At 66.0% G+C, this 21,017-nt stretch carries 10 protein-coding genes and 1 pseudogene; 5 read left to right on the top strand and 6 right to left on the bottom strand.

Going from position 1 to position 21,017, the window contains the following annotated elements:
- Position 1 precedes the first annotated feature (1 nt).
- Genes ACVWWN_RS27515 through ACVWWN_RS27505 form a run of 3 tightly spaced genes read right to left on the bottom strand, consistent with a single transcriptional unit; the run spans position 2 to position 12,029 of the window.
- Entirely contained in the window at positions 2-2,215 is a 2,214-nt protein-coding gene (locus tag ACVWWN_RS27515) for an MMPL family transporter (protein ID WP_457146678.1), read from the bottom strand.
- A 2-nt stretch (positions 2,216-2,217) separates the two neighbouring features.
- The gene (locus ACVWWN_RS27510) at positions 2,218-4,743 is read right to left on the bottom strand and encodes an FAD-dependent monooxygenase (RefSeq protein ID WP_457146677.1); all 2,526 of its coding nucleotides are present in this window, start codon (positions 4,741-4,743) and stop codon (positions 2,218-2,220) included.
- Entirely contained in the window at positions 4,740-12,029 is a 7,290-nt protein-coding gene (locus ACVWWN_RS27505; protein ID WP_457146676.1) for an amino acid adenylation domain-containing protein, read from the bottom strand. The genes ACVWWN_RS27510 and ACVWWN_RS27505 overlap by 4 nt, the downstream gene beginning before the upstream one ends.
- Positions 12,030-12,485: 456 nt before the next feature.
- On the opposite strand from ACVWWN_RS27505, the gene ACVWWN_RS27500 reads away from it, so the two are divergent.
- The 4 genes and pseudogenes from ACVWWN_RS27500 to ACVWWN_RS27485 all read left to right on the top strand — a co-directional run bounded on the left by ACVWWN_RS27500 (position 12,486) and on the right by ACVWWN_RS27485 (position 17,063).
- Positions 12,486-12,788 (top strand): acyl carrier protein, encoded by a 303-nt coding sequence (locus ACVWWN_RS27500; RefSeq protein WP_457146675.1) that lies wholly within the window; start codon positions 12,486-12,488, stop codon positions 12,786-12,788.
- On the top strand, positions 12,785-13,957 hold the full coding sequence (locus tag ACVWWN_RS27495; protein ID WP_457146674.1) for an acyl-CoA dehydrogenase family protein: 1,173 nt from the start codon (positions 12,785-12,787) through the stop codon (positions 13,955-13,957). The genes ACVWWN_RS27500 and ACVWWN_RS27495 overlap by 4 nt, the downstream gene beginning before the upstream one ends.
- A 37-nt stretch (positions 13,958-13,994) precedes the next feature.
- Positions 13,995-15,677: a fatty acyl-AMP ligase gene (locus ACVWWN_RS27490; RefSeq protein WP_457146673.1), complete on the top strand. Its 1,683-nt coding sequence runs from the start codon at positions 13,995-13,997 to the stop codon at positions 15,675-15,677.
- 283 nt (positions 15,678-15,960) lie between these two features.
- A pseudogene (locus tag ACVWWN_RS27485) lies at positions 15,961-17,063 on the top strand (DUF222 domain-containing protein).
- Positions 17,064-17,209: 146 nt separating this feature from the next.
- On the opposite strand, the gene ACVWWN_RS27480 reads toward ACVWWN_RS27485, so the two are convergent.
- From ACVWWN_RS27480 to ACVWWN_RS27470, 3 genes are read right to left on the bottom strand one after another with little or no spacing between them, the layout of a single operon-like run.
- Positions 17,210-17,677, bottom strand: coding sequence for a hypothetical protein (locus tag ACVWWN_RS27480; RefSeq protein ID WP_457146672.1), 468 nt, complete (start codon positions 17,675-17,677; stop codon positions 17,210-17,212).
- A 58-nt stretch (positions 17,678-17,735) separates the two neighbouring features.
- Positions 17,736-19,025, bottom strand: coding sequence for an SLC13 family permease (locus tag ACVWWN_RS27475; protein WP_457146671.1), 1,290 nt, complete (start codon positions 19,023-19,025; stop codon positions 17,736-17,738).
- Positions 19,026-19,052: 27 nt separating this feature from the next.
- Entirely contained in the window at positions 19,053-19,499 is a 447-nt protein-coding gene (locus ACVWWN_RS27470; RefSeq protein ID WP_457146670.1) for a CBS domain-containing protein, read from the bottom strand.
- A gap of 222 nt (positions 19,500-19,721) precedes the next feature.
- Here ACVWWN_RS27470 and nhaA point away from each other — a divergent pair, with 222 nt between their 5' ends.
- Positions 19,722-20,993 carry a Na+/H+ antiporter NhaA gene (gene nhaA / locus ACVWWN_RS27465; protein ID WP_457146669.1) on the top strand — a complete coding sequence of 424 codons (1,272 nt, stop codon included), beginning with the start codon at positions 19,722-19,724 and terminating at the stop codon, positions 20,991-20,993.
- Positions 20,994-21,017 lie beyond the last annotated feature (24 nt).

Genomic DNA, 21,017 nt, shown 5'->3' with positions numbered 1-21,017 from the left:
ATCACCTTGTCGGGCTCGTTGTTTCCAGGTCGCACGGTTCGCCCGGGTTCGCTTCTCGTCCGTTGTGGGTCCGGGACAGGAACCGGGGCGCCCACCAGTTCGCGTTACCCAACAGCCGCATTGCCGCGGGCATCAGCAATGCGCGAATCAGCGTGGCGTCCACCAGGATCGCCAAGGTCAGACCGATGCCCAGCATCTTCGTGAACGACACCTGCGAGGTGGCCATCGCGATGCAGACGATCGACATGATCGCGGCGGCCGCCGTGACAATGGGGCCGACGCGTTGCAGCCCGTACCTCACCGCCGCGTTGGTGTCGCCGTGGGCGCGGAATTCCTCGGTGATTCTCGAGAGCAGGAACACCTCGTAGTCCATGGACAGCCCGAACGTCAGGCAGAACATCAATACCGGCGATAACGCCGCGAGTGTTCCGGTCGCGGTGAAGTCTCCCACCAGCCATTTGAGGTGGCCCTCCTGAAAAATGAACACCATGGCGCCAAGCGTGGCCGAGAGGCTGAGCAGGTTGAGCACAATCGCTTTCAACGGGAGTACCACGCTGCCGGTGAAGGCGAACAGGAGCGCGAACGTGGCCAGTACCATCACCCCGGCCGCCAGTGGAATGCGCGCAACCAAGGCATCATTGGTATCGACATTCTCGGCGGTGAGTCCACCGACCAGCACGGTTCCCGGCGCAGGGCTGTGACGAATCTGCGCCAGCAGGTGATCGGCGTCCGAACTGTACGGGTCGACGTCGGGAAGCACGGTCAGCTGGGCGCCATCGGACCGCGGCCCCGGCGTCCCGGTGATTCGTTGTCCCTCGGCATAACTCGCCGACGGCGTGGCCACCGTCACCACGTGCGGCAGCCGCGACAGCGTACTCGCGAAATCGTCGAGCTCACCCGCCGTGACGGCACCGTCGATGACGACGTCCATGGCGCCAGTGGGCTGTGCGGGGAAGTCGTTTCGGATCGTGTCACCGACACGGCGGCTTTCCACCGTCGGGGGCACCGCGCGGTCGTCGGTGATACCGACATGGATCTGGGTGAATGGCGCGCCGAGGAGCAGGAGGAAGAACAACACCGCACCGCCGACGAGCACCGGCCGTCGCATCACCATTTGCGCACTGCGGAACCAGAATCGCTTCTCCAAAGGGGTCGCGGAGCCGGGCCGCAGCCGCAGCGCGCGGCGAAGGTCCAACGAGTCGATGCGGTGTCCGAGAATTTTCAGCAGCGCCGGAAGTACCACGATGGCGGCAACCGCGGCAATCGCGACGACCCCGAGGCATGCGTAGGCGATCGAACGCAGGGCCATGATCGGGAAAACGAGCATCGCCGACATCGACAGCGCCACCGTCACCGCGGAAAAGACAACGGTGCGTCCGGCGGTCCGCACCGACGTGATGATGGCGTCGTCCAGCCCGAGTCCTGCGTCGCGTTCTTCCCGGAATCTGGTCACCACGAACAAGCTGTAGTCGATCGCCAGGCCCAGACCCAGGATGGTGGTGAGGTTGAGCGCGAAGTTCGACACCGTGGTGAACTGGGCGAGCAAGGTCAGCAGACCCATGGTGCCCACGATCGAGCAGATCCCGATGACGAGTGGCAATCCGGCTGCCACAAGGCTGCCGAACACCAGCACCAGCAGCAACAGGATCACGGGTAACGCGATTATCTCGCTGGTCGCGACGTCCTTGGCAAGTTGATCGGTGACGTCGACATAGCTGACCGACTCGCCGCCCAGTTCGAGCTTCAGGGGGCCGCTGTACGTGCCCCTCAACGTGTCGATGAGATGCCTGACAACATTGTCGAACTCGTGTCCGTCGTCTTGGGCATGGGCCACGATCAGTGCCTGGGATCCGTCACGGCTGCGCAAGTTCTCCGATCCCGCGGCGCTCCAATACGACGTGACCGCGTCGACGCCTGTCGTGTCGGCGAGCTGTCGGGTGATCCGTTGTCCGGCGGCGACGGCGTCGGGATCGTCGACTGATCGGCCCGGGGTGTTGGTGGCGAGGATGACGATGTTCGGCTTGCCGGCGTGGAAACGTTGCGACAGCAGGTCGGCCGCTCGCCCCGATTCCGACGGCTCACTCAAGTAGCCACCGCCGGAGAGCCGGTTGGCCACGTCGTTGCCGTATGCGAAGGCCGCGATCAGCAAGGCGAGCGTCACCACCAGCACCGTCTTGGGCCGCGAGACGGCCAGGCGCGCAGACCGGGTCAGCATGGTCAGCGCTCCTCACCGGCCGCAATGACCTCGGATACCGCCTTTCGCAAGGCGGCCGTGGTGTTTTCGATGAGCGTCTCGGCACGCCGGGACGAGATGATGTCGTCGATGTAGCCGAGATTCAATGCCAGTTCGTCGTGGCTCTCGGCGACGGTCAGCATGAGGTATCCGCTGATGGACATCCCTGAGGCGAACTGGACAGCGGACAGCCGCCAGTCGCCGATGCGCGTCGGAAATCCCGAGACGTCGAGCAGGGTCATGCACATGTTGCCGGGACCGCGGGCATCGAGCAGTTTGACGACGCCGTCGGCCTTTGCGGGCGTACTCGGGGTCAGCAGACCCAGGGTGCCCAGCGCCGCCAAGTGGTGGCGGCGCCGGATCCCGTTGCGTAACCCGGCATCAAACGACTGTGCGGACTGCCACAGTGGTCGCCCTGATCGGCAGGCGCCGGGGAGGGCCAGTATCGCCTGGAAGCTGCCGATCGTCTCGGTGTCGAGTGGTTCGGCCAGGTGGTCTCGGAACGGCACCGACACGCCGATCGTGAAGTCCGCGTCTCGGACGCCCGCGTCCGCGCCCGCCGCAGCTGCCAGTGCGGCCGCGATGACCGCCTCACACCGAATGTGCCGACGCCGGCACTCGGAAAGTAACGCGCGGTATTCGGTGCCACCGATCGTGCGATGAGCGAGGCGGGTGAACCGTTCCTCCGGCGGGACCTGGGCTTCGGGGGACAACCGCATCGGCGATACCCGGCGGTCCCTGATCGCGTCTGCGGCCAATCGGGCCAGCCCGTGGCCCTTTCCGCGGAGTCCCTGAAAGGTGTCGGGCACAAGGCGTTCGGGCCCGGATGGGGTGGCGAACTCCGGCGCCCAGTCCGGTGCACCGCCCGCGGCCAGCTCCAGCACCTGGCGGGCCAACGAGACCACCGAGACGGCGTCGGCAATCGAGTACGTCGAGGTGAGCACGAAGTCGTGGACGTCGGGCTCGACGGTGATGAGGGTCGCGCGCAGCAGGGGCGCGTCGGGCTGAAAGCGGTCGCGCAGTTCGCGGTCGATCTCGGTCAGCCAGGAGCCTCCATGCACCATTCGCAGCGGAATCGGTCGGAGCCGCGCGGGGACGAACCGCGGGTTCGTGCCACGGTCGCTGTGTATGGCGGTACGCAGTATCGGGTGGCGATGCACGAGGGCGTCCAGTGCGGTCCGGATGGCCTGCGCGTCGACACCGCCGCTGATCCGCACACTGGCGGCGATGTGCAGCGGCGCCGCCTGATCCGCTGTCCAGTGCCAGCGTTCCAGCGGAGAGAGCCGGCGCGGTGCAGGCTCGAACCGCTGCCCATCGCCGAAACCCGGCCAGATCATCGGCTTGGTCATCGACGCCAGCAGCTGCTTTTCGCTTGTGTGCCGGACGAAACGGTTGCGGGCGGCGGCAACGGCCGGGTTGGTGGTCTGCTCGATTCGGCCCAGTGACCGCGATCCGTCGACGAGTGCGGTTGTGCGGGCGAGACGCCGCCGCTCGTAGGCGCGCAGCGCGGTTTCCGGGTCGCTGTGCGTGGCAAGCGCATGCGCGAGCACCACGGCGTCTTCGATCGCGGAGTTGGCGCCCTGGCCGAGGCTGGGCAGCATCGGATGCGCGGCATCACCGAGCAGGGTGACTCGGCCGCGACCCCACCGCGACAGCGGTGGCCGATCCTGCGCGGGCAGTGCGAGAATATCTGATTCTGTTGTCCCGGAGATTATTTCGCCGATTTCCGGGGCCCAGGCACGGAATCGGCGCGACAGATCAGCTTTCCTGTGCGGCCAGTGCGCGGCCAGGTCGGGGTCGGTGGACATGGTCGCCCACCAGTAGGTGTTGTCGTGACCGATGTCATGCACGCCGAACCGCATACCGCGACCCCAGAAGTGCGCGGATTCGCCCTGGGCGACGGCGGGATGGCGGAACGGCGCGAGCGCCAGCCAGCACACGAAACCGCCCGGCCGGGGGACTGCCGCGCCGTGCAGTTGCGCGCGAACGGTGGAGTTGATGCCGTCGGCGCCGATGAGAATGTCGGCGCACAGCTGCCTGCCGTCGGCCAATCGGAGTCGCACGCCGTCCTCGCAGTTGTCGAATCCGACCGCCTCGACGCCGGCCTCCACATGGAGATCACATCCCGCGGCGTGCCGCAACACGGCGTGAAGATCCCTGCGCGCCAACACCACCGAGGATGCGCCGAGGCTGGCGTCGGTCGCCGCCATCTCCAGTCGGCGTAACAGCGCGCCATCGGCAGCGCGGAAAGTGAAGGTGGTCACCCGGCCACCGACGCGCAGCAATTCCTCGTCGAGCCCGATGCCCAATGTTCGCAGCGCGGCCATCGCATTGCTCTGTACCGAGAGCCCGAAGCCGGCGGCGCGCGGCTCGGGCGCGCGTTCACACAACGTCACATCGACGCCGGCGCGACGGAGCGCCACGGCTGCAGTCAAGCCGCCGATTCCGGCCCCGAGCACGATGGCGGAGCGACTACCGGTAGAGGTTCGTTCGGTCGCTGTGGTGCTCATCGATGGTCCGATCCGGCAGGGCTCTTGGAATGGGTCTCCTCAAGCAGTTCGCCGAGATGGCCCGCCAGCGTGATGGCGTTCGGCTTCTCGATCATCGTCAGATGGGTGCCCGGAGTCTCGATCACCGTCAGCCGGCCGGTGGCATACCGGTCCCAGCCGTTGGTCGAGTCGCCGTACAGCGATCCGGCGTATTCGTGAGCCGGTCGCAATAACTCGGGCAGCGGTTCGGCTGCCCGAAGCAGGGTGACGGCACAATCGCACACCTGCGGCTGATACCGCTCGAACGCCAACATCCCGCCACGGAACACCTCGAAGAGCCGCCGCACCATCTCCCGTGAACCGGCGCGCGGAAGAACGCGATGCTCGACCGCTTTGCCGAGGATGAAATCGAGAACCTCGTCAACACCGTCGAGTCCGGCCGGTAGGCGATCGACCGGTGCGTCCGCGCCGCGCTTGGCCGACAACAGCTCCCACATGAACGATTCGTAGAGCAATTCGACCGGGAGTTCTGCTTCGACGCCGCCCCGCAGGGCCGCACTGTCCAACAGCAGTACGGAGCCGGTCTCCAGGCCCTGGGCCGCCAGCTGGCAGGCCATTTCGAAGGCGATCACGCCACCGAGTGACCAGCCTCCGATGTGATACGGCCCGTGCGGCTGGACGCGGCGGATCGCCTCGACATAGCCGCGGGCCATCTTCGAAATGGATTGCGAAGCTTCCGATCCGGGTTCGATGCCCGGCGCCTGCACGCCGTAGAGCGGCTGTTCCGGCGGCAAGTGCCTGCTCAGTTCGACATAGCACAGGACGTTGCCGCCGATCGGGTGGACCAGGAACAGCGGCGGCCGGCTTCCGGTCGGCTTGATCGGGACGCATGGGTCGAATTCAACGGCGACACGGTCCCGGACCCGGTCGGCCAAGGCCGCCACCGTCGGGCTGGCGCTCAGGCTCGACACCGGGATCGACAGCCCATAGCGCTGTTCCATGGCCACGATCAACCGCACCGCGGACAGGGAGTCCCCGCCCAGGGACGAGAGCTCGTCGAACACACCGACCTGAGGCACACCGAGCACGTCGGCCACGAGTTCGGCGATCACGGCCTCGTGTTCGTCGCGTGGCGCGACGTGCCCGACCGCACGTGTTCGCAGCACAGCGGTGACCAGTTCCCGATCGGCTCGCTTACCGCTGGCCGTGCGGGGGAGGGCATCGAGCCATTCGAATCGGACGGGAATCATGTAGTCGGGCAGTGTGTCCCGGAGCGAGTTGAGAATGGCGCCCTCTGTGTATTCGTCGGCGTCGCCGATCAGGAAGGCCACCAGTTGGGTGCCCGAGCTGGAGCCATCGGATGAGGGCCGGGCGATCACGGCCATCTCGGTGATGCCGGCATGGGGCGCCGCCGCCTGCCGCAACGCCAGTTCGACCTCGATCGGCTCCACCCGGTGGCCGCGCACCTTGACCTGGGTGCCGAGGCGACCGTCGGTGACCAACGCCCCGTCAGGCAGGCGGCGCCCGATATCGCCGGTGCGATAGAGCCGCACACCTGGCCGCACCGGATGCGACCGGAACACCTCGTCGGTGAGGTCCGGCCTGCCGTGGTAGCCGTCTGCCAGGGCGGCTCCGGCGATATAGATCTCACCGGGGGCACCGTCGGGCACCGGCAGGCCCTGCTGGTCCAGCACCAGTATCTCGACGTTGTCGATCGGGGTACCGATTGGCGGCAGGGCGGGGAATTCCCGCGGATCACCTGTCATGGTGAAGCGGGTGACGACGTGGGTTTCGGTGGGACCGTACTGGTTTTCGAGAATGACACCGTCGATGGCGGCGCAGAGTTGTCGGATCTCGTCGGTGATCCGCAATTGCTCCCCTGACGAGGCGATGATCCGCAGATGTGACGGCACCGTCGCGCGGGCGACGACGATATCGGCGAGTGCCTGCAACGCCACGTACGGCAGAATGACCCGCTCGGCCTGCGTGTCGTCGAGCGTGCGCAGCAGCGTCGGCAGCTCATGACGCTCTTGCGCCGTCAACAGGATCAGGCGGCCCCCGCCGCACAGCGTCGAATAGATCTCCTGGAACGCGACATCGAAGGACAGCGGAGCGAATTGCAGCGTCGACGGCGCCCGGCCCGCTTCGGCCAGCCAGCCGCTGGGAACCGACAGCTGCCATCGGATCAGGTTCGCCAGCGCACGGTGCGGCATCACCACGCCCTTGGGGGTCCCGGTCGAGCCCGACGTGAACAGCACGTAGGCGGCGTGCTGCGGATCCACCACCGGCAGGGCGCCGGGAGGCGGTGGGGTTGATGCGAGGAGGTCGGCAAGACGGATCCGCGGGCAGTGCGGATCGATCAGCGATTCGTTGGCCGAGTCGATGATCACCGCGGCCGGTTGCGCCTGGCCCAGCATCGCGTTGAGGCGGGCCGTCGGGTAAGTGACGTCCAGCGGCACGCAGGCCGTCCCGGCCATGGCGATGCCGAGCACGGTCGCGATCAGCTCGGGGGAACGGTCGACGGCCACGGCGATCCGGTCGCCGGGCTGTGCGCCGCACGCGAGCAGGCCCCCAGCAATGCGGCATGCCGTGTCGTCGAGTTCACCGTATGTCACTGTGCGGGAACTGAACTGTAGCGCGGTGGCGTCGCGGTGCCGGGCCGCTACGTCGCGGAAAACCTCGATCACTGAGGTAGGGGTGTGGCAGGTATCGGGCAGATTGCAGCTGGATGTGTGCGTGGGGTAACTGACCTGTTCGGTGGGTGTGGTGGTGATGTGGTGGAGGACACTGACGTAGGTGTGAGCGATCTGGTCGAGTTGATCAGGGGTGTACAGGGTGGGATCGCCGTCGATGCGCAGGGTTGTGGTGCCGTCGAGGGGGTTGCGGAGCACGTTGACGAGTAGAGCGAAGTTGGTGTCCTCGTGGACGTCGACGTTGAGTAGTTCGACGTCCAGTGAGCGCAGTGTGGCGCCTGCGGCGTGGAAGTTGGCGTAGTTGAAGGCGACGTCGACGGCGATGTCGAGGTGGTGCTGAATCTCGAAGAGGGGCAGTCGTTGGTGGGGTGCGCTGGCGCGGTCTTGGTCGAATACCGCGTGCACCACGTCGCGCCAGGTGCAGTCGTCGGTGTTCACGCGGATGGGCACGGTGTTCAAGAACAAGCCCGCGATGCGTTCGGCGTGCGCACGTTCGGGCCGGCCGTGGGTGACCACGCCTGAGGTGATGTCACGCTGGCCGGCGAAAAGTCCGATGGTGAGAAGGTGGGCGGCCAGGAACACCGCCTTGACGGGTACGTGTTCGGCGCCGGCGAGTCGCACGACATCGGCGATCAATGGTGCGGCAATGTCCAGCCTGCGCTGCACCCGCGACATCGGGACGGGACCGCCGTGCGTGGTGTGGGGGCGCATGCCAGGGATCTGGACCGGTGGAGCGTCGGCCAGCAATTGCGTCCAGTACGCGCGGTCGGCAGGATCGTTGATGGAAAGGTGCTCGGCGCGGACGTATTCGGCGAATGACGGGACGGCGGATTCATCGACCGCCGGGACTGGATCACCGTCGAGGTGCCGGTATTCCTGCAACAGTTCGGCGACGATGGTCGCCACGCTCCAGCCGTCGAGGATTGCGTGGTGAAACGCGAACACCAGGTCGATGCGGTCGCCCAGCAGGAAGACGCAGAAATGGTAGAGCCCCGGTCGATCCAGTTGATACGGGTCATGTCGGTGACGTGAAACATGCTGATTGACGGTGGATTGCGCGTCATCGGGTGTCACCGCACTCAGATCGACGATGTCGACGGGTACCTCGATGCGCGGGTACACCAACTGGAGCGGTTCGGAGAACCCGCCGAGATCGAACGCCGTGCGCAACACGGGATGGCGCGCGACCAGCCGGTCCAGCGCGGTGCGGAACGCCCGCTCATTCCACCGCATGCGCAGCGAGTACCGGAAGACGTCGTGGTACATCGGCGAATTCAGCCGCTCGGTGCTGTGAAACACCATGCCCAACTGCAACAGGGTCAGGGGATAGGCGTCCTGGAGATGAACCAGTCGAGCCCGATCGACCCCGGCGACCAGATCGAAGGGCTCGGTCGGCGTCGGCACATCCGAACCGAGGACAACATGGCCGGCCAACTCGGCCACCGTCGGGTGGACGGCGATATCACGGGTGGTCAACAACAGCCCCCGCTCCTCGGCCAGCGCCCGAACCCGCAGCGTCAGAATCGAGTCGCCACCCAGATCAAAGAAATTGTCGTGAACCGAGACTGCGCCGACATCAAGGACATCGCGCCACACACCGGCCAGAACCGACTCCACATCCGTACGCGGAGCGCACCACTGGGTATCCACCAACCCGCGATAACCCCCCGTCAATTTGGCCCGATCCGCTTTGCCGCTCGGAGTGAGCGGGATCTCGTCAACGTGCTGAAAGCCGGCGGGAATCATGAAGTCCGGCAGCATCTGCGACAGGTGCCGGCGCAGCTCGGCAGCCGCGAGCTCTGCCGTCGCCACGTAGAATGCCACCAGATATGTGCCACGCCAGGGCGTTTCGGCGTCGATAACCACAGCGTCGGCGACGCCAGGAGCGCTCATGAGGGCGTTCTCGACCTCTCCCGGCTCGACGCGGTTGCCTCGGATCTTCACCTGGCGATCGATGCGACCCAGGTATTCGAGCTGACCGTCGGCCAACCATCGCGCGAGGTCGCCGGTCCGGTACATCCGGTCGCCGTCGTGGAACGGGTCGCAGACGAACTTCTCGGCCTGCAGGTCGGGTCGGTTCAGGTATCCGCGCGCCACACCGACGCCGGCGATGCACAACTCGCCCGCCACCCCCGTCGGCTGCGGCTGCCCCGATGCGCCGAGCACATACAGTCTGATGTTGTCGATCGGCCTGCCGATCGGCACGCGCCGCAGCGGCTGGTCGGCAGCGGTGGGGCAATCGAAAAACGATACGTCCACGGTTGCCTCGGTCGGCCCATAGAGGTTTACCAGCCGTGGTGCCGCCGTGCCGCGTCCCGCGAACGCCCGGTTCCAGCGCATCACCTGGTGCGGCCGCAGTGGTTCGCCGCTGCAGAAGACCACCCGAAGGCTCTCGGCCTGCTCGACCGCCTCGGGGGCGGCCTCGAGCTCGTCCAGGAACGGTGTGAGCATAGAGGGAACGAAATGCATTACCGTGACCCGCCACTCGGCTACCGCTCGCAGGATCTCGCGTGGGTCCTTCTCCGAACCGGGGGCAAGCAGCGCAACCTTGGCACCCTCGATCGCCCACCAGAACAGCTCCCACACCGACACGTCGAAGGAGATGGGCGTCTTCTGCAGGATCACATCATCGGCACCGATCGGATACCGACGCTGCATCCACGCCAGCCGATTGATCACCGAACGATGCTCCACGACAACGCCTTTAGGTCGCCCCGTGGATCCAGAGGTGTAGATGACGTAGGCGGCGTCGGTGGCCGCCGGCGCCGGCAAAACCGCAGGCAGGGGGCCGGTCGCCCACGATCCGGTGGTGATCGTCGCCGCATCCCCCATCGAGGGGGAGCCGGTGTGGTCGGTGAGGACGACCTTGGCGCTGCTGTCCTCGAGCAGGTAACGAATCCGCTCGGCCGGATAGCCGGGGTCTATGGGCACGTAGGCGGCGCCGGCGTGCAGGGCGGCCAGAACCGCGATCACCATATCGGGGCCGCGTTCGAGTCGCACAGCGACGCGATCGCCGACCCCGACGCCGTGCCGGCGCAAGAGATTCGCGAACCGAACGGTTCGTTCGGCGAGTTGGTCGTAGGTGACCGGCCCGGCATCCGGACACATCATCGCGACCGCGTCGGGGATTCGGGCGGCCTGTCCCATGACACGGTCGATCACTGTGGATCGATCCGGGAAGGGAACCGCCGTTGCCCGGCGCCGGTCGGTCAGCACATCGAGTTCCTCGCCTGTCAGCATCGGCAACGCGCTGGGCTCCACGTCAAGAGCGTCGATACCCGCGTACAGCAGTGTCTTGATCTGCCGTTCGACGGACTCGATCGGGTTGTCGACGTCGAACACGTCGGTGGCGCAGTTCATCACCAGCTTCAGCGGGCCGTCCTGGTCGAGTTCGTAGACGTTGATGGCGAGCGTGAGCAGGCCAGAGCCCTGGGACAGATCTTCGACACTCTGCACGAATCGGGGTAACTCGCCGACACCCGGCAGCCGCAGGTAGTTCACGGTGACGTCGAAGAACGGGCCCGACGGCAACCCGCCGCGCCGCAGCTCGCCCATCACGTCGCCCAGCGAAAGTCGCTGACGCGCTATGCGTTGCACAACGCCGGACCGTAGGTCGGCCACCACTTCCGCCAACGACCGCTGGGTGCCGAGGTCGACGCGCAGCGGCAGCATGTTGGCGAAATGCCCGCCAACGGTTCTTCTTTCGGCGGAATTGGTTCGGTTGGTGAGCGGGATGCCGAGGGTGACCTCGGGGACCCCGAGCACGCGGGTCAGGTACGTTCCGACGATCGCACACAGGTAAGGAAAGAACAAAGTATCCTTCTCCCGCAGGCGATTCAAGAGCGAGCGGTCGATCCATGCATGATGCTGTCGCATCGTCGAATGGGGTGCTCCCGAGGCTGGGCGATCGAATAGGGCAGGCGTCGCGGTGGACAGCTGGTCGATCAGAGAGTCGCGGTCCCTGGCCCATTTTTCAGATCCGCGGTAGGCGCGTTCGGATTTCAGGCTGTCGATGAACGACGTCGGTGGTAACGCGGCTGGGCTGCCAGTCGTGGTCAGGCAGGCGTACTCCGCCAGCCAGTAGGCGGCGAAGTTGAACAAGCCGGTGGCATCCATCGCCACGTGATGCGAAAGCAACAGCACTCGCAGCGAGGATGCGCCTTCGCGAACCATCATGACCCGCAGGGGAACTCCTGCGGCGAGGTCGATGGGCCTGTCTACCGCCGAACGTATCAGGGTTTGTGCCGCGTCTTCGGGGTCGGCCGCTGTGGTGACGTCCCGTCGCTCAATCGGGGGTGGTTTTTCGGCGAGCACCTGATAGGGCACGCCTTGTGACATCCCGAACTGCAGACGCAGCCCGTCGTTTTGTTCCCATACGCGGGCAATGCACTGCGCGAGCACGTCGGTATCGAGGTCGCCGACGAGGTGTGCGGCTATGGCGGTGACGTAACTCGGCGCGCCGGGGGTGAGCTCGTTGCTCGTCCAGATATCACGCTGATAAGCCGTGAGTGCATGGCGGCCGTCGTTGGCCGGCAAATGTGACACGTCGGCGTGCGAACCGCGTAAATGGTGCTGGTCGGCCGATGCCGTCGAGAATTGGCTGCTCGATGTCATGGTGCCCCCCGAAAGTGGTGTTGCCCCGATTTGGGCTACGCCGGACCAGACCCGCTCGGGGCGCGCCCGTCCGGTCTGACAGTTCCGAGTTTGGATGGTCGCGATTCGGATAACGCGCGTAATCAGCTACCTGATTTGTAATGGGCGGTACTCGGTAGGTCGCTTCCGCCATCCACTCGACGGCATGCTATATGTCGGGCCCTTCGGGGCCGCGCGTGGACAGCCAGCCAAGGTGTTCGAAACGAACTTCGGGTAGCCCTTCGCAGTTTTCGAGTAGTTACTTACTCGCGCCCGAGGATGTGCACGCGGTCAACAATGCGATGACAGTAAGTGCCACCGAAAGAACACGATCCAGACGATCCTCAAACCATGGACAGAAGCTTCAGTCCGTATTCGTCAGTCGGTGGTTCCCGAACACACATCCGTTTGCCAGACACACTCATTTGAGGAATCCTGATGACCAATTCCACACACGCCACCCTGTTGGCCATCCTTCAGTCCGACCTCGCGATGGACCCTGGCCGCGTGCATTTCGACTCAACACTGATCGGGGACCTGGGTTTCGACTCGGTGGCCTTCGCGATCGGCGTCGTGGCAATCGAGGAAAGATTTGACCTCAGACTCTCGGAGGAGAAACTGTTCGCTTGCGAAACCATCGGAGATGTCGTGCACCTGATCGACATTTCCCGAGATTTGGCCCATGAGACCTTTGCGCCGGTCGGCGGCGAGGCCGGCCTGGCCACCTCAAGCCGGCCATGAGCCTCGTCACCCCCCATCTCGTCGGCCGGGCGGACAGGGACTTCTCGACGGCGCTGGACCACGTGTTCAGCGCCGAGGTCGTCCAGCTCGTCGAGGATGCAGAGCTGCGAGGAGCGTTTCCCCGTCAACTCATCGAAATGCTCGGGCGCGAGGGCATATTCGCTGCCAAATGGCCCGAGGGCGTCCACCCGAACGTGTCCCGGCTGATTTCGCTTGCCGAGCGCCTCGGTGGACTCGGCTCAGCGGGGATCGCGGTGGGAGTGAGTCTGCACGACGCTGCGATCGCGATCCTGCGCCGCTTCGGCAGGAACATGTACTTGAGAGACATCGCCACCGCAGCAATCGCGGGCGAGACCGTGCTGTGCATCGGCGCATCGGAAACCGGAGGAGGCTCGGATCTGCAGAACGTCAAGTCCACAAATGTCGCAGAGAACGGTGGTTACCGCCTTCGCGGACACAAAAAGTACGTCTCTCTCTCGCCGATCGCGGACATCGCCCTGATAGTCGTTCGAGGCGTGGCCACCGACGGTTCAGGGCGCCATGGCGATGTCGCGCTGTTCGCCGTCCCCACCGAGCAGCTCTCGATCGGAGACGTGTACACCAAAGTCGGAGCCAGCTGCCTGGACACCGCCCCGCTCAGCTTCGATACCTGGGTGCCGCCCGAGGCCATGATCGCCCGCCCCGGAACGGGTCTTGCCGCCATCAGCTGGGGCCTCGCACACGAGCGCCTGTCCGTCGCGGGCCAAGTGGTCGGTGCCTGCGACCTCGCCATCGGAGTGACGGTGGCAAGGATGAAGCAACGCGAACAATTCGGCGTGCCCCTGTTCGACCATCAAGCCCTGCGTCTGCGCATCGCGGACTTGCACGCGCGGGTCGACGTACTCCGCTGGGCACTGCTCGGCATCGCCACCGAAGGATCACAACTCAACCTCCGTACCTCTGCAGCGATGAAGGTCACGGCGGCCCGCCTCGGCGAAGAGGTGATCTCCGAATGCATGCACATTTTCGGCGGCACCGGCTACCTCCCCGACCAATCGCCACTCGGACGCTGGTGGAGGGATATGAAGCTGGGCCGAGTCGGCGGCGGTACCGACGAGGTCCTCTGGGAACTTGTCGCCGCCACACTGCGTCCCGACTTCGCCAACCTCCAGCGATTTGTCCACGAATGAACCTCCAACCATCTCCTGTCCCGCACAAGGAACTGCCGTGAGTACCTTGGCTGATGAAATGTTCACCGCCGCTTTGACTCTCGGCAAGGGCCTGGTTACCGGGGAACCACACGCCCCGGTCCGGCACACCTGGGCCGAGGTCCACCGCACCGCAAGCCGGATGGCGGGATCCCTGGCCCGCGCCGGTGTCCGGCCCGGCGACCCGGTGGCGATCCTGGCCGGCGAACCGGTTGACATCGCGCCCCTCGTCCAGGCCGTCTGGATGCGCGGAGGGTCCGCGACGATGCTTCATCAGCCCACGCCCCGCGCCGACCTGGTGGTGTGGCTCCAGGACACGCTGACTGTCCTGGCCATGATCGGTGCACACACGGTGCTGGTCGGCGAGCCCTTCGGGCCTGCCGCAGCTGTCCTGATCGAGAACGGCATATCCGTTCACCCCGTGGAATCCCTGTCCGATGGCAGCCCGGTCGAACCCTTCGACAGCGCCGAAGAAGACATCGCGCTCCTGCAACTCACCTCCGGCTCGACCGGGATCCCGAAAGCAGTCGCGATCTCACATCGCAACCTCCATCAGACCATCCGCGCCATGGCGGAAGCAGCGAAGGTCGTCGACCCCGCTACCGAGGTCATGGTGAACTGGCTGCCCCTCTTCCATGACATGGGATTGATCGGCTTCTTGGTCGCGCCGATGGCGGTCGGTGTCGAATCCGTCTGCATCACACCGACAGAATTCCTCAGGTCACCTCTGCTGTGGCCGGCGCTCATCACCAAGTACGGCGGCACCATGACCGCGGCGCCCAACTTTGCATATACGGTGCTGGCCCGGCGTCTGAACCATGCGGCAGACGACGCCTACGATCTGTCCAGCCTCCGCTTCGTCCTCAACGGCGCCGAGCCCATCGACAACACCACCATCACCACGTTCCTCGAATCCGCCCGCCGCTTCGGGCTCAAGGAAACCGCACTGATCGCCGCCTACGGAATGGCCGAAGCGACGCTCGCCGTGTCTTTCACCAAACCCGGTGACACGGTCGGCGTCGATACCGTGGACACCCAGGCTATCGAGACCGCGGCCCGGGCCTGGCCCAGCAAGGGCACGGACACCCGCAGCTTCGTCAAACTCGGCTTCCCGCTGCCCGGTATCGAACTCCGCGTCGTCGACGGAGCCGGCTCAACGTTGCCGCACCGTCAGATCGGCGAATTCGCGATCCGCGGGGCCGCGGTCACGCGCAGCTATGTGACCCCCGCCGGAAGCCGACATGCGCTGGACGCAGACGGATGGCTGGCAACCGGGGACCTGGGGTATCGCACCGAAACCGGCGAGATCGTGGTGTGCGGCCGAAAGAAGGACATGATCATCGTCGCTGGGCGCAATATCTTCCCCACCGACATCGAACGCGCGGCCGGACGGGTCGATGGGGTCCGGCCGGGCAACGCCGTCGCGATACGGCTCACGTCTCCGGCTCAACGAGAGAGTTTCGCGGTCGCCGTCGAGTCACACGAACACAACAACTCTCGGGACAAGCGAAGAATCATGAACGAGGTGTCACGAGCCGTCTACACCGAAATCGGAGTCAGCCCCGGCCTCGTTGCGGTCGTCGGGCCCGGGACGCTGCCCAAGACCCCGTCCGGGAAACTCCGCAGATCCGCCACCTACTCCATTGTCGAGGCTGCACTCGAAGAGCATGACGGAAGTCTGGACCGTGCCCTGAGTCGTTAATTCGGTTGCAGTATTTGCCGATTGATTCGCGTGTGTCGTCTCAGGTGGGTTCCAGGGTCGGCTGTCGGTGTTGAGTGCCGTAGCGAACCGAGGATGGGTTGGCAGCCAAGGCTTTATCGCCGGGGTGTTATGCGCGGCCGATATTGGGCTGACCGATGACGAGCGGGCCGGGCATCGCGGAGTCTGCTGATGGCGTCCGATCAGGTTGTGCCTATTGGCATCTGGATCCCCGGTGGGACTCGGGTGGCCCGAATTTGTCGGACCTGGCTGCGATGATGGGGTTATGTCGTCGACCGCTTCGCTTGAGGTGCCGGTGGTGCGGGCTGGGGAGCGTGTTGAGGTGTTGTTCGGGGAGTTGTCGGAGCTGGCGGAGCAGCGCAATGCCATTGATGGGCGCATTGTGCAGATCGTCGCGGAGTTGGACCACGACGGGTTGTGCGGGTCGACGGGGGCGCGGTCGATCGCGGCGTTGGTGGCCTGGAAGCTGGGCGCCTCGTCGGGCAACGCCGCCACGATCGCCGCTGTGGCGCACCGGTTGCCGGTGTTTCCGCGCTGCGCGCAGGGGATGCGGGAGGGTCGGCTGTCGCTGGATCAGGTCGGGGTGATCGCCGGCGGCGCCGCCGATGGCTCCGATGAGCATTACGCGGAGTTCGCCCGGGTCGCCTCGGTGTCGCAGTTGCGCACCGCGGTCAAACTCGAACCCCCACCCGAACCCGACCCCGAGGCCCAGCCCGACCCCAAGTCCCAGCCCGACCCCAAGTCCCAGCCGCAGCCCGAGCCCGAGCCGGAGCGCGAGCCGCAGCCCCGGCCGGACCTTGGCCCGGAGCCCGAGCCGCGGGTTTCGATCAGCTCCACCTCCGATGAGACGTGCACCCAGTCTCGGATCACGTTGCCGCATCTGGAGGCGGCGAAGTTCGACGCGGCCCTGGGGTCTCATCGTGAGGCCCTGGTCGCCGAGTGCAAACGCGATCACGCCGCCGGCGGCGATCAGTCCGGGCGGCGGCCGCCGCTCCCGTCCACCGGCGCGGCGTTTCTGCGGCTGGTCGATGCCGGCTGGGACGCCGAGGCGGCGGCCCGCCCGCACGGCCAGCACACCACGTGGTGGTACACGTCGATGTGCACGACCAGGTGGCGCGGTTGCATCTGGGGCCGCTGTGCCCCTACCATCACCGGCTGCACCACCGCGGCGGTATCATCATCACCGGACCCCCAGCCCAGTTGTGCGTCACCGACACCGCCGGGCGCACCCTGAGCCCGGGGTCGCTGGCCCGCCCCCCAACCCGACCCCCACCGGCGGTCCCACCCTGTCCGGGACCCACCGGCGAACGCGCCGACTGGTGGTGGTATCAACCCTTCCAACCCCAACCACCACCCCCACCCACCTAGGTTCAATCACCGCAGCCGGTCACCGCCAGCGCTGCAGGGCCATCCGCGGTCCAGACATGGGGTCATAAGTTGTCGATCCAGGCTCGGACATCGGCGTTGAGTTGCTGGATCGCCTACCGGCGCAACCCAATCAATGACACAGGACACTAACCTCCGGCGGCGAAGTGTCGCTGCAGGCGCCGGTGCCGGTGCCCGAACAGGGTCTTTACGCCAACGGCGACCACCGGTGTCAGCACGCGAATCGGTCCCCGTAACTCGAACGTGATGCGGTCGCGGACAACGGTTTTCTCGCCTTCGTCGGCGATGCTGCGTTCGTGGCGCCACTGCCGCATGGTCATCATCGTGGACTGTTCGTCGAAGCGCCGGCCGGGTTCGAGGTCGACGATGCAGAGCCGGTCGTAATCGAACGGCAGCACCCCGAACAACCGCATCCAGCACCTTCCGACGGGTATGCCGATCGGCAGGTCGTCGACGTCCATCCCGTCCATGCCGCGCGGCATCGACATGGTCATCCAGGGCCGTAGTTCGTCGTTGATGCCCTCCGGCGTGACCACGCGCGCCCAGACCCGTTCGGCGGGCGCATCGATGATGCTCTGCCGTTCGATGATCGCCATCGACGCCGAACGTATCCGACCCGTCGTCGCAACGGGCCGCTGCCTTCGATAACGCCCCTCAGCCGAAGGCGAAATACCGAAGCCACAGATAGGGCGCGGCGACGGCGATGGTCAGCACGGTCACCATCGAGCCCTTGCGGGTGAACTCCCAGAAGCTGATCGGGTGACCTTCGCGGGCCGCGATACCGAGCATCACCACGTTCGCACTCGCACCGACGGCGGTCATGTTGCCGCCGAAACCCGCCCCGAGTGCCAGTGCCCACCACAGGGCCTGCGCCTGAGCGGGGTCTGGAATGGTCGTGGCGAGGTCGGCGACCACCGGCGTCATCGTCGCCACGTACGGGATGTTGTCGATGACGCCCGAAAGCAGCGCCGAGGCAAAGAGAATCAACATCGTCGCCAGCAGTGGGCTTCCGCCGGTCGCGTCGCCTGCGAGCCGCGCCAGGTCGCCGATGACACCGGTCTTCACCAGTGATCCGACCAGGATGAACAGGCCGGCGAAGAACAGCAAGGTCTCCCACTCGATGCCGGCGAGGTAGTGCCTCTGTTCGACGCCCGCAATCAGCACCAGCACACCGGCGCCGATCAACGCCACGACGGAAGGTTCGACGTGGATGACCGAGTGGGCGATGAACGCCGCGAAAACGAGGACGAGCACGACGGCACTCTTGATCAACAGGCGCGGATCCCGGATCGCCTCCCGTTCGTTCAGCGACATGACTTCGGCGACCCGGTCCGCATGCACGGTGAGCGAGCCCCGGAACAGCAATGGCAGCGCCGCGACAAAAACCGCCATCGTGATGATGACGACCGGCGCCAGGTGGACGATGAAGTCGTTGAACGACAGATTCGCCCGGCTGCCGATGATGATGTTGGGTGGGTCGCCGATCAGGGTCGCCGCGCCGCCGATGTTGGAGGCGAAGACCTCGGCGATCAGGAAGGGCACCGGGTTCATGTCGAGGCGTTCGCACACCAACAGCGTCACCGGCGCGATGAGCAGCACCGTGGTGACGTTGTCCAGCAGCGCCGAAGCCGCCGCGGTGATGAGGATCAGGAGGACCAGTACCCGGAGGGGGGATCCGCCCGCCCGTTTGGCCGCCCAGATCGCCGTGTACTCGAAAACCCCCGTCTGGCGCAGCACCCCGACGATCACCATCATGCCAAGCAGCAAAAATATGACGTCCCAGTCGATTCCGGTCTCGTGCGAGTAGAACACGTCCTGGGAACCGACGACGCCCAGGGCGACCACGATCGCCGCTCCACCGAGGGCGACCTTGACCTTGTGGATGCGCTCCGTCGCGATGAGGACGTAGGCGACGACGAAGACGATTACCGCGACGGTGGGCACCGGATCACTCCCCGGTGCCTGGGGCGCTCAGTGTGACCCGAGCGCCACCTGAAGCAACCTCGGCGCCGTGATGACGCCGATGAGGCCGTCGCGTCCCATCACCGCCACGAGGGGCGAACGGTTGGCCGCCATGGTGGCGGCCACTTCGACGATGGTGTCGTCGGCCTTCACGGTCGTCATGTGCGGCGCTGGTTTGGGCAGCACCGCTTTGACCGATTTTCCGCTCAGCTTGTCGACAATCCGGTCGGCCATCGACTCGCTGAGCACACCGGCCAGCGACGGATCTTCCTGTACGTAGGCGGGCACCAGGAGGCGGACCACCTGTGATGCCGGCAAGATCGTCACGGGCTTGCCCGCCTGATCGGTGACCACCAGACCGGGCAGTCGACGGTCGGCCAGCAGGTGCACGGCATCGAGCGCATCGGAGTCCAACTCGACGACGGGAAACTCCTCGGCGATCTGATCGGCGTGCACACCCGAACGCTACGTCGCCGCCACCGACATGCGGCGGGATCCTGACGGCTTTTTGGCGGCGGTCCCCGCCGAAACCCTGTCGCATCGTCACCCGGGAACTCCGATGGCCGTCGTGTAAGTCGCCACGTGTCGTGTGCGACTGCCGACCAGACTTCCCGGCACTCCATGCGTAAAGATGCCGTAAATGGCCATCACGGGCAACCGGAACTTAGACTCTGCTCAATGGCCACCCGCCTGCTGACCCGCGGTTCGTGGCCCGAGACGCAGCGCTTCTCCGAGATCCTCCGCAAGGAAACCGTGGGCGGTGTGCTGCTTCTCCTGGCCGCCGCGGCAGCGCTGGGGTGGGCGAACTCGCCCTGGTCCGCCACCTACCACGCGGTGTCGGAGTTCACGTTCGGCCCGGAGGCGATTCACCTGCGGCTGCCCGTGTCGTCATGGGCGGCCGACGGCCTGCTGGCGATCTTCTTCTTCGTCGTCGGGCTCGAACTCAAACGCGAGTTCGTCGCAGGAGACCTGCGGGATCCCCGGCGCGCCGCTCTGCCGATCGCGGCCGCCGTCGGCGGAATGATCGTGCCCGCCGGCATTTTCATCGGTATCAACGTGATCAGCGGACACCCCGAGAACCTCGACGGCTGGGCGGTGCCCATCGCCACCGACATCGCGTTTGCACTCGCGGTGCTGGCCGTGCTGTCCACGCACCTGCCGAGCGCGCTGCGCACATTCCTGTTGACGCTGGCCGTCGTCGACGATCTGCTCGCCATCACCGTGATCGCCGTCTTCTTCACCGACCACCTGTCGCCGGGTTTCCTCGCGCTGGCACTGATCCCGATCGCGCTGTTCGGCCTGGCCGCTCAGCGCGGACTGCACCAATGGTGGGTGCTGCTGCCGCTGGCGGTCGCGGCCTGGACGTTGATGCATGCCAGCGGTGTGCACGCCACCGTCGCGGGTGTCGTGCTGGGCTTCACCGTGCCGGTGCTCGGCCGGCACGCGTCGGCCGAGGCGTTCGAGCACGCCGTGCGGCCGCTGTCCGCGGGATTCGCGGTGCCGGTGTTCGCGTTCTTCGCCGCCGGCGTCACGGTCGGCGGCTGGTCAGGGCTCGGCGACTCGCTGCTTCGCCCGGTCACCGACGGTGTCATCGCCGGCCTCGTCATCGGCAAACCCCTCGGGGTGTGGTTGACGGCGTTCCTGTTGGCCAAATTCACCCACGCCAGCCTCGACGACGACCTCGCCTGGCGCGACGTTCTCGGTGTGTCGCTCCTGGCCGGCATCGGCTTCACCGTGTCGTTACTGATCGGCGAGCTGGCGTTCGGATACGGCACCCCGGCGGGCGCCGATGTCAAGATCGGCGTGCTCGTCGGCTCCGTTGTCGCAGGTGTATTGGCTTCCGGTGTGCTGCTGAGCAGAAACGCAGCGTATCGCCGCATTCATCGGCTCGAGACCGCCGACGACGATGCCGACGGCGTGCCCGACATCTACGGTGCGCGACAGGACTGATGCGGATGCCCTGCGTACACTGGC

It is taken from the genome of Mycobacterium sp. URHB0021, assembly GCF_054057895.1.
Note: the sequence above shows the minus strand (reverse complement) of the source record. Positions and strands in the feature narration are given on the sequence as shown.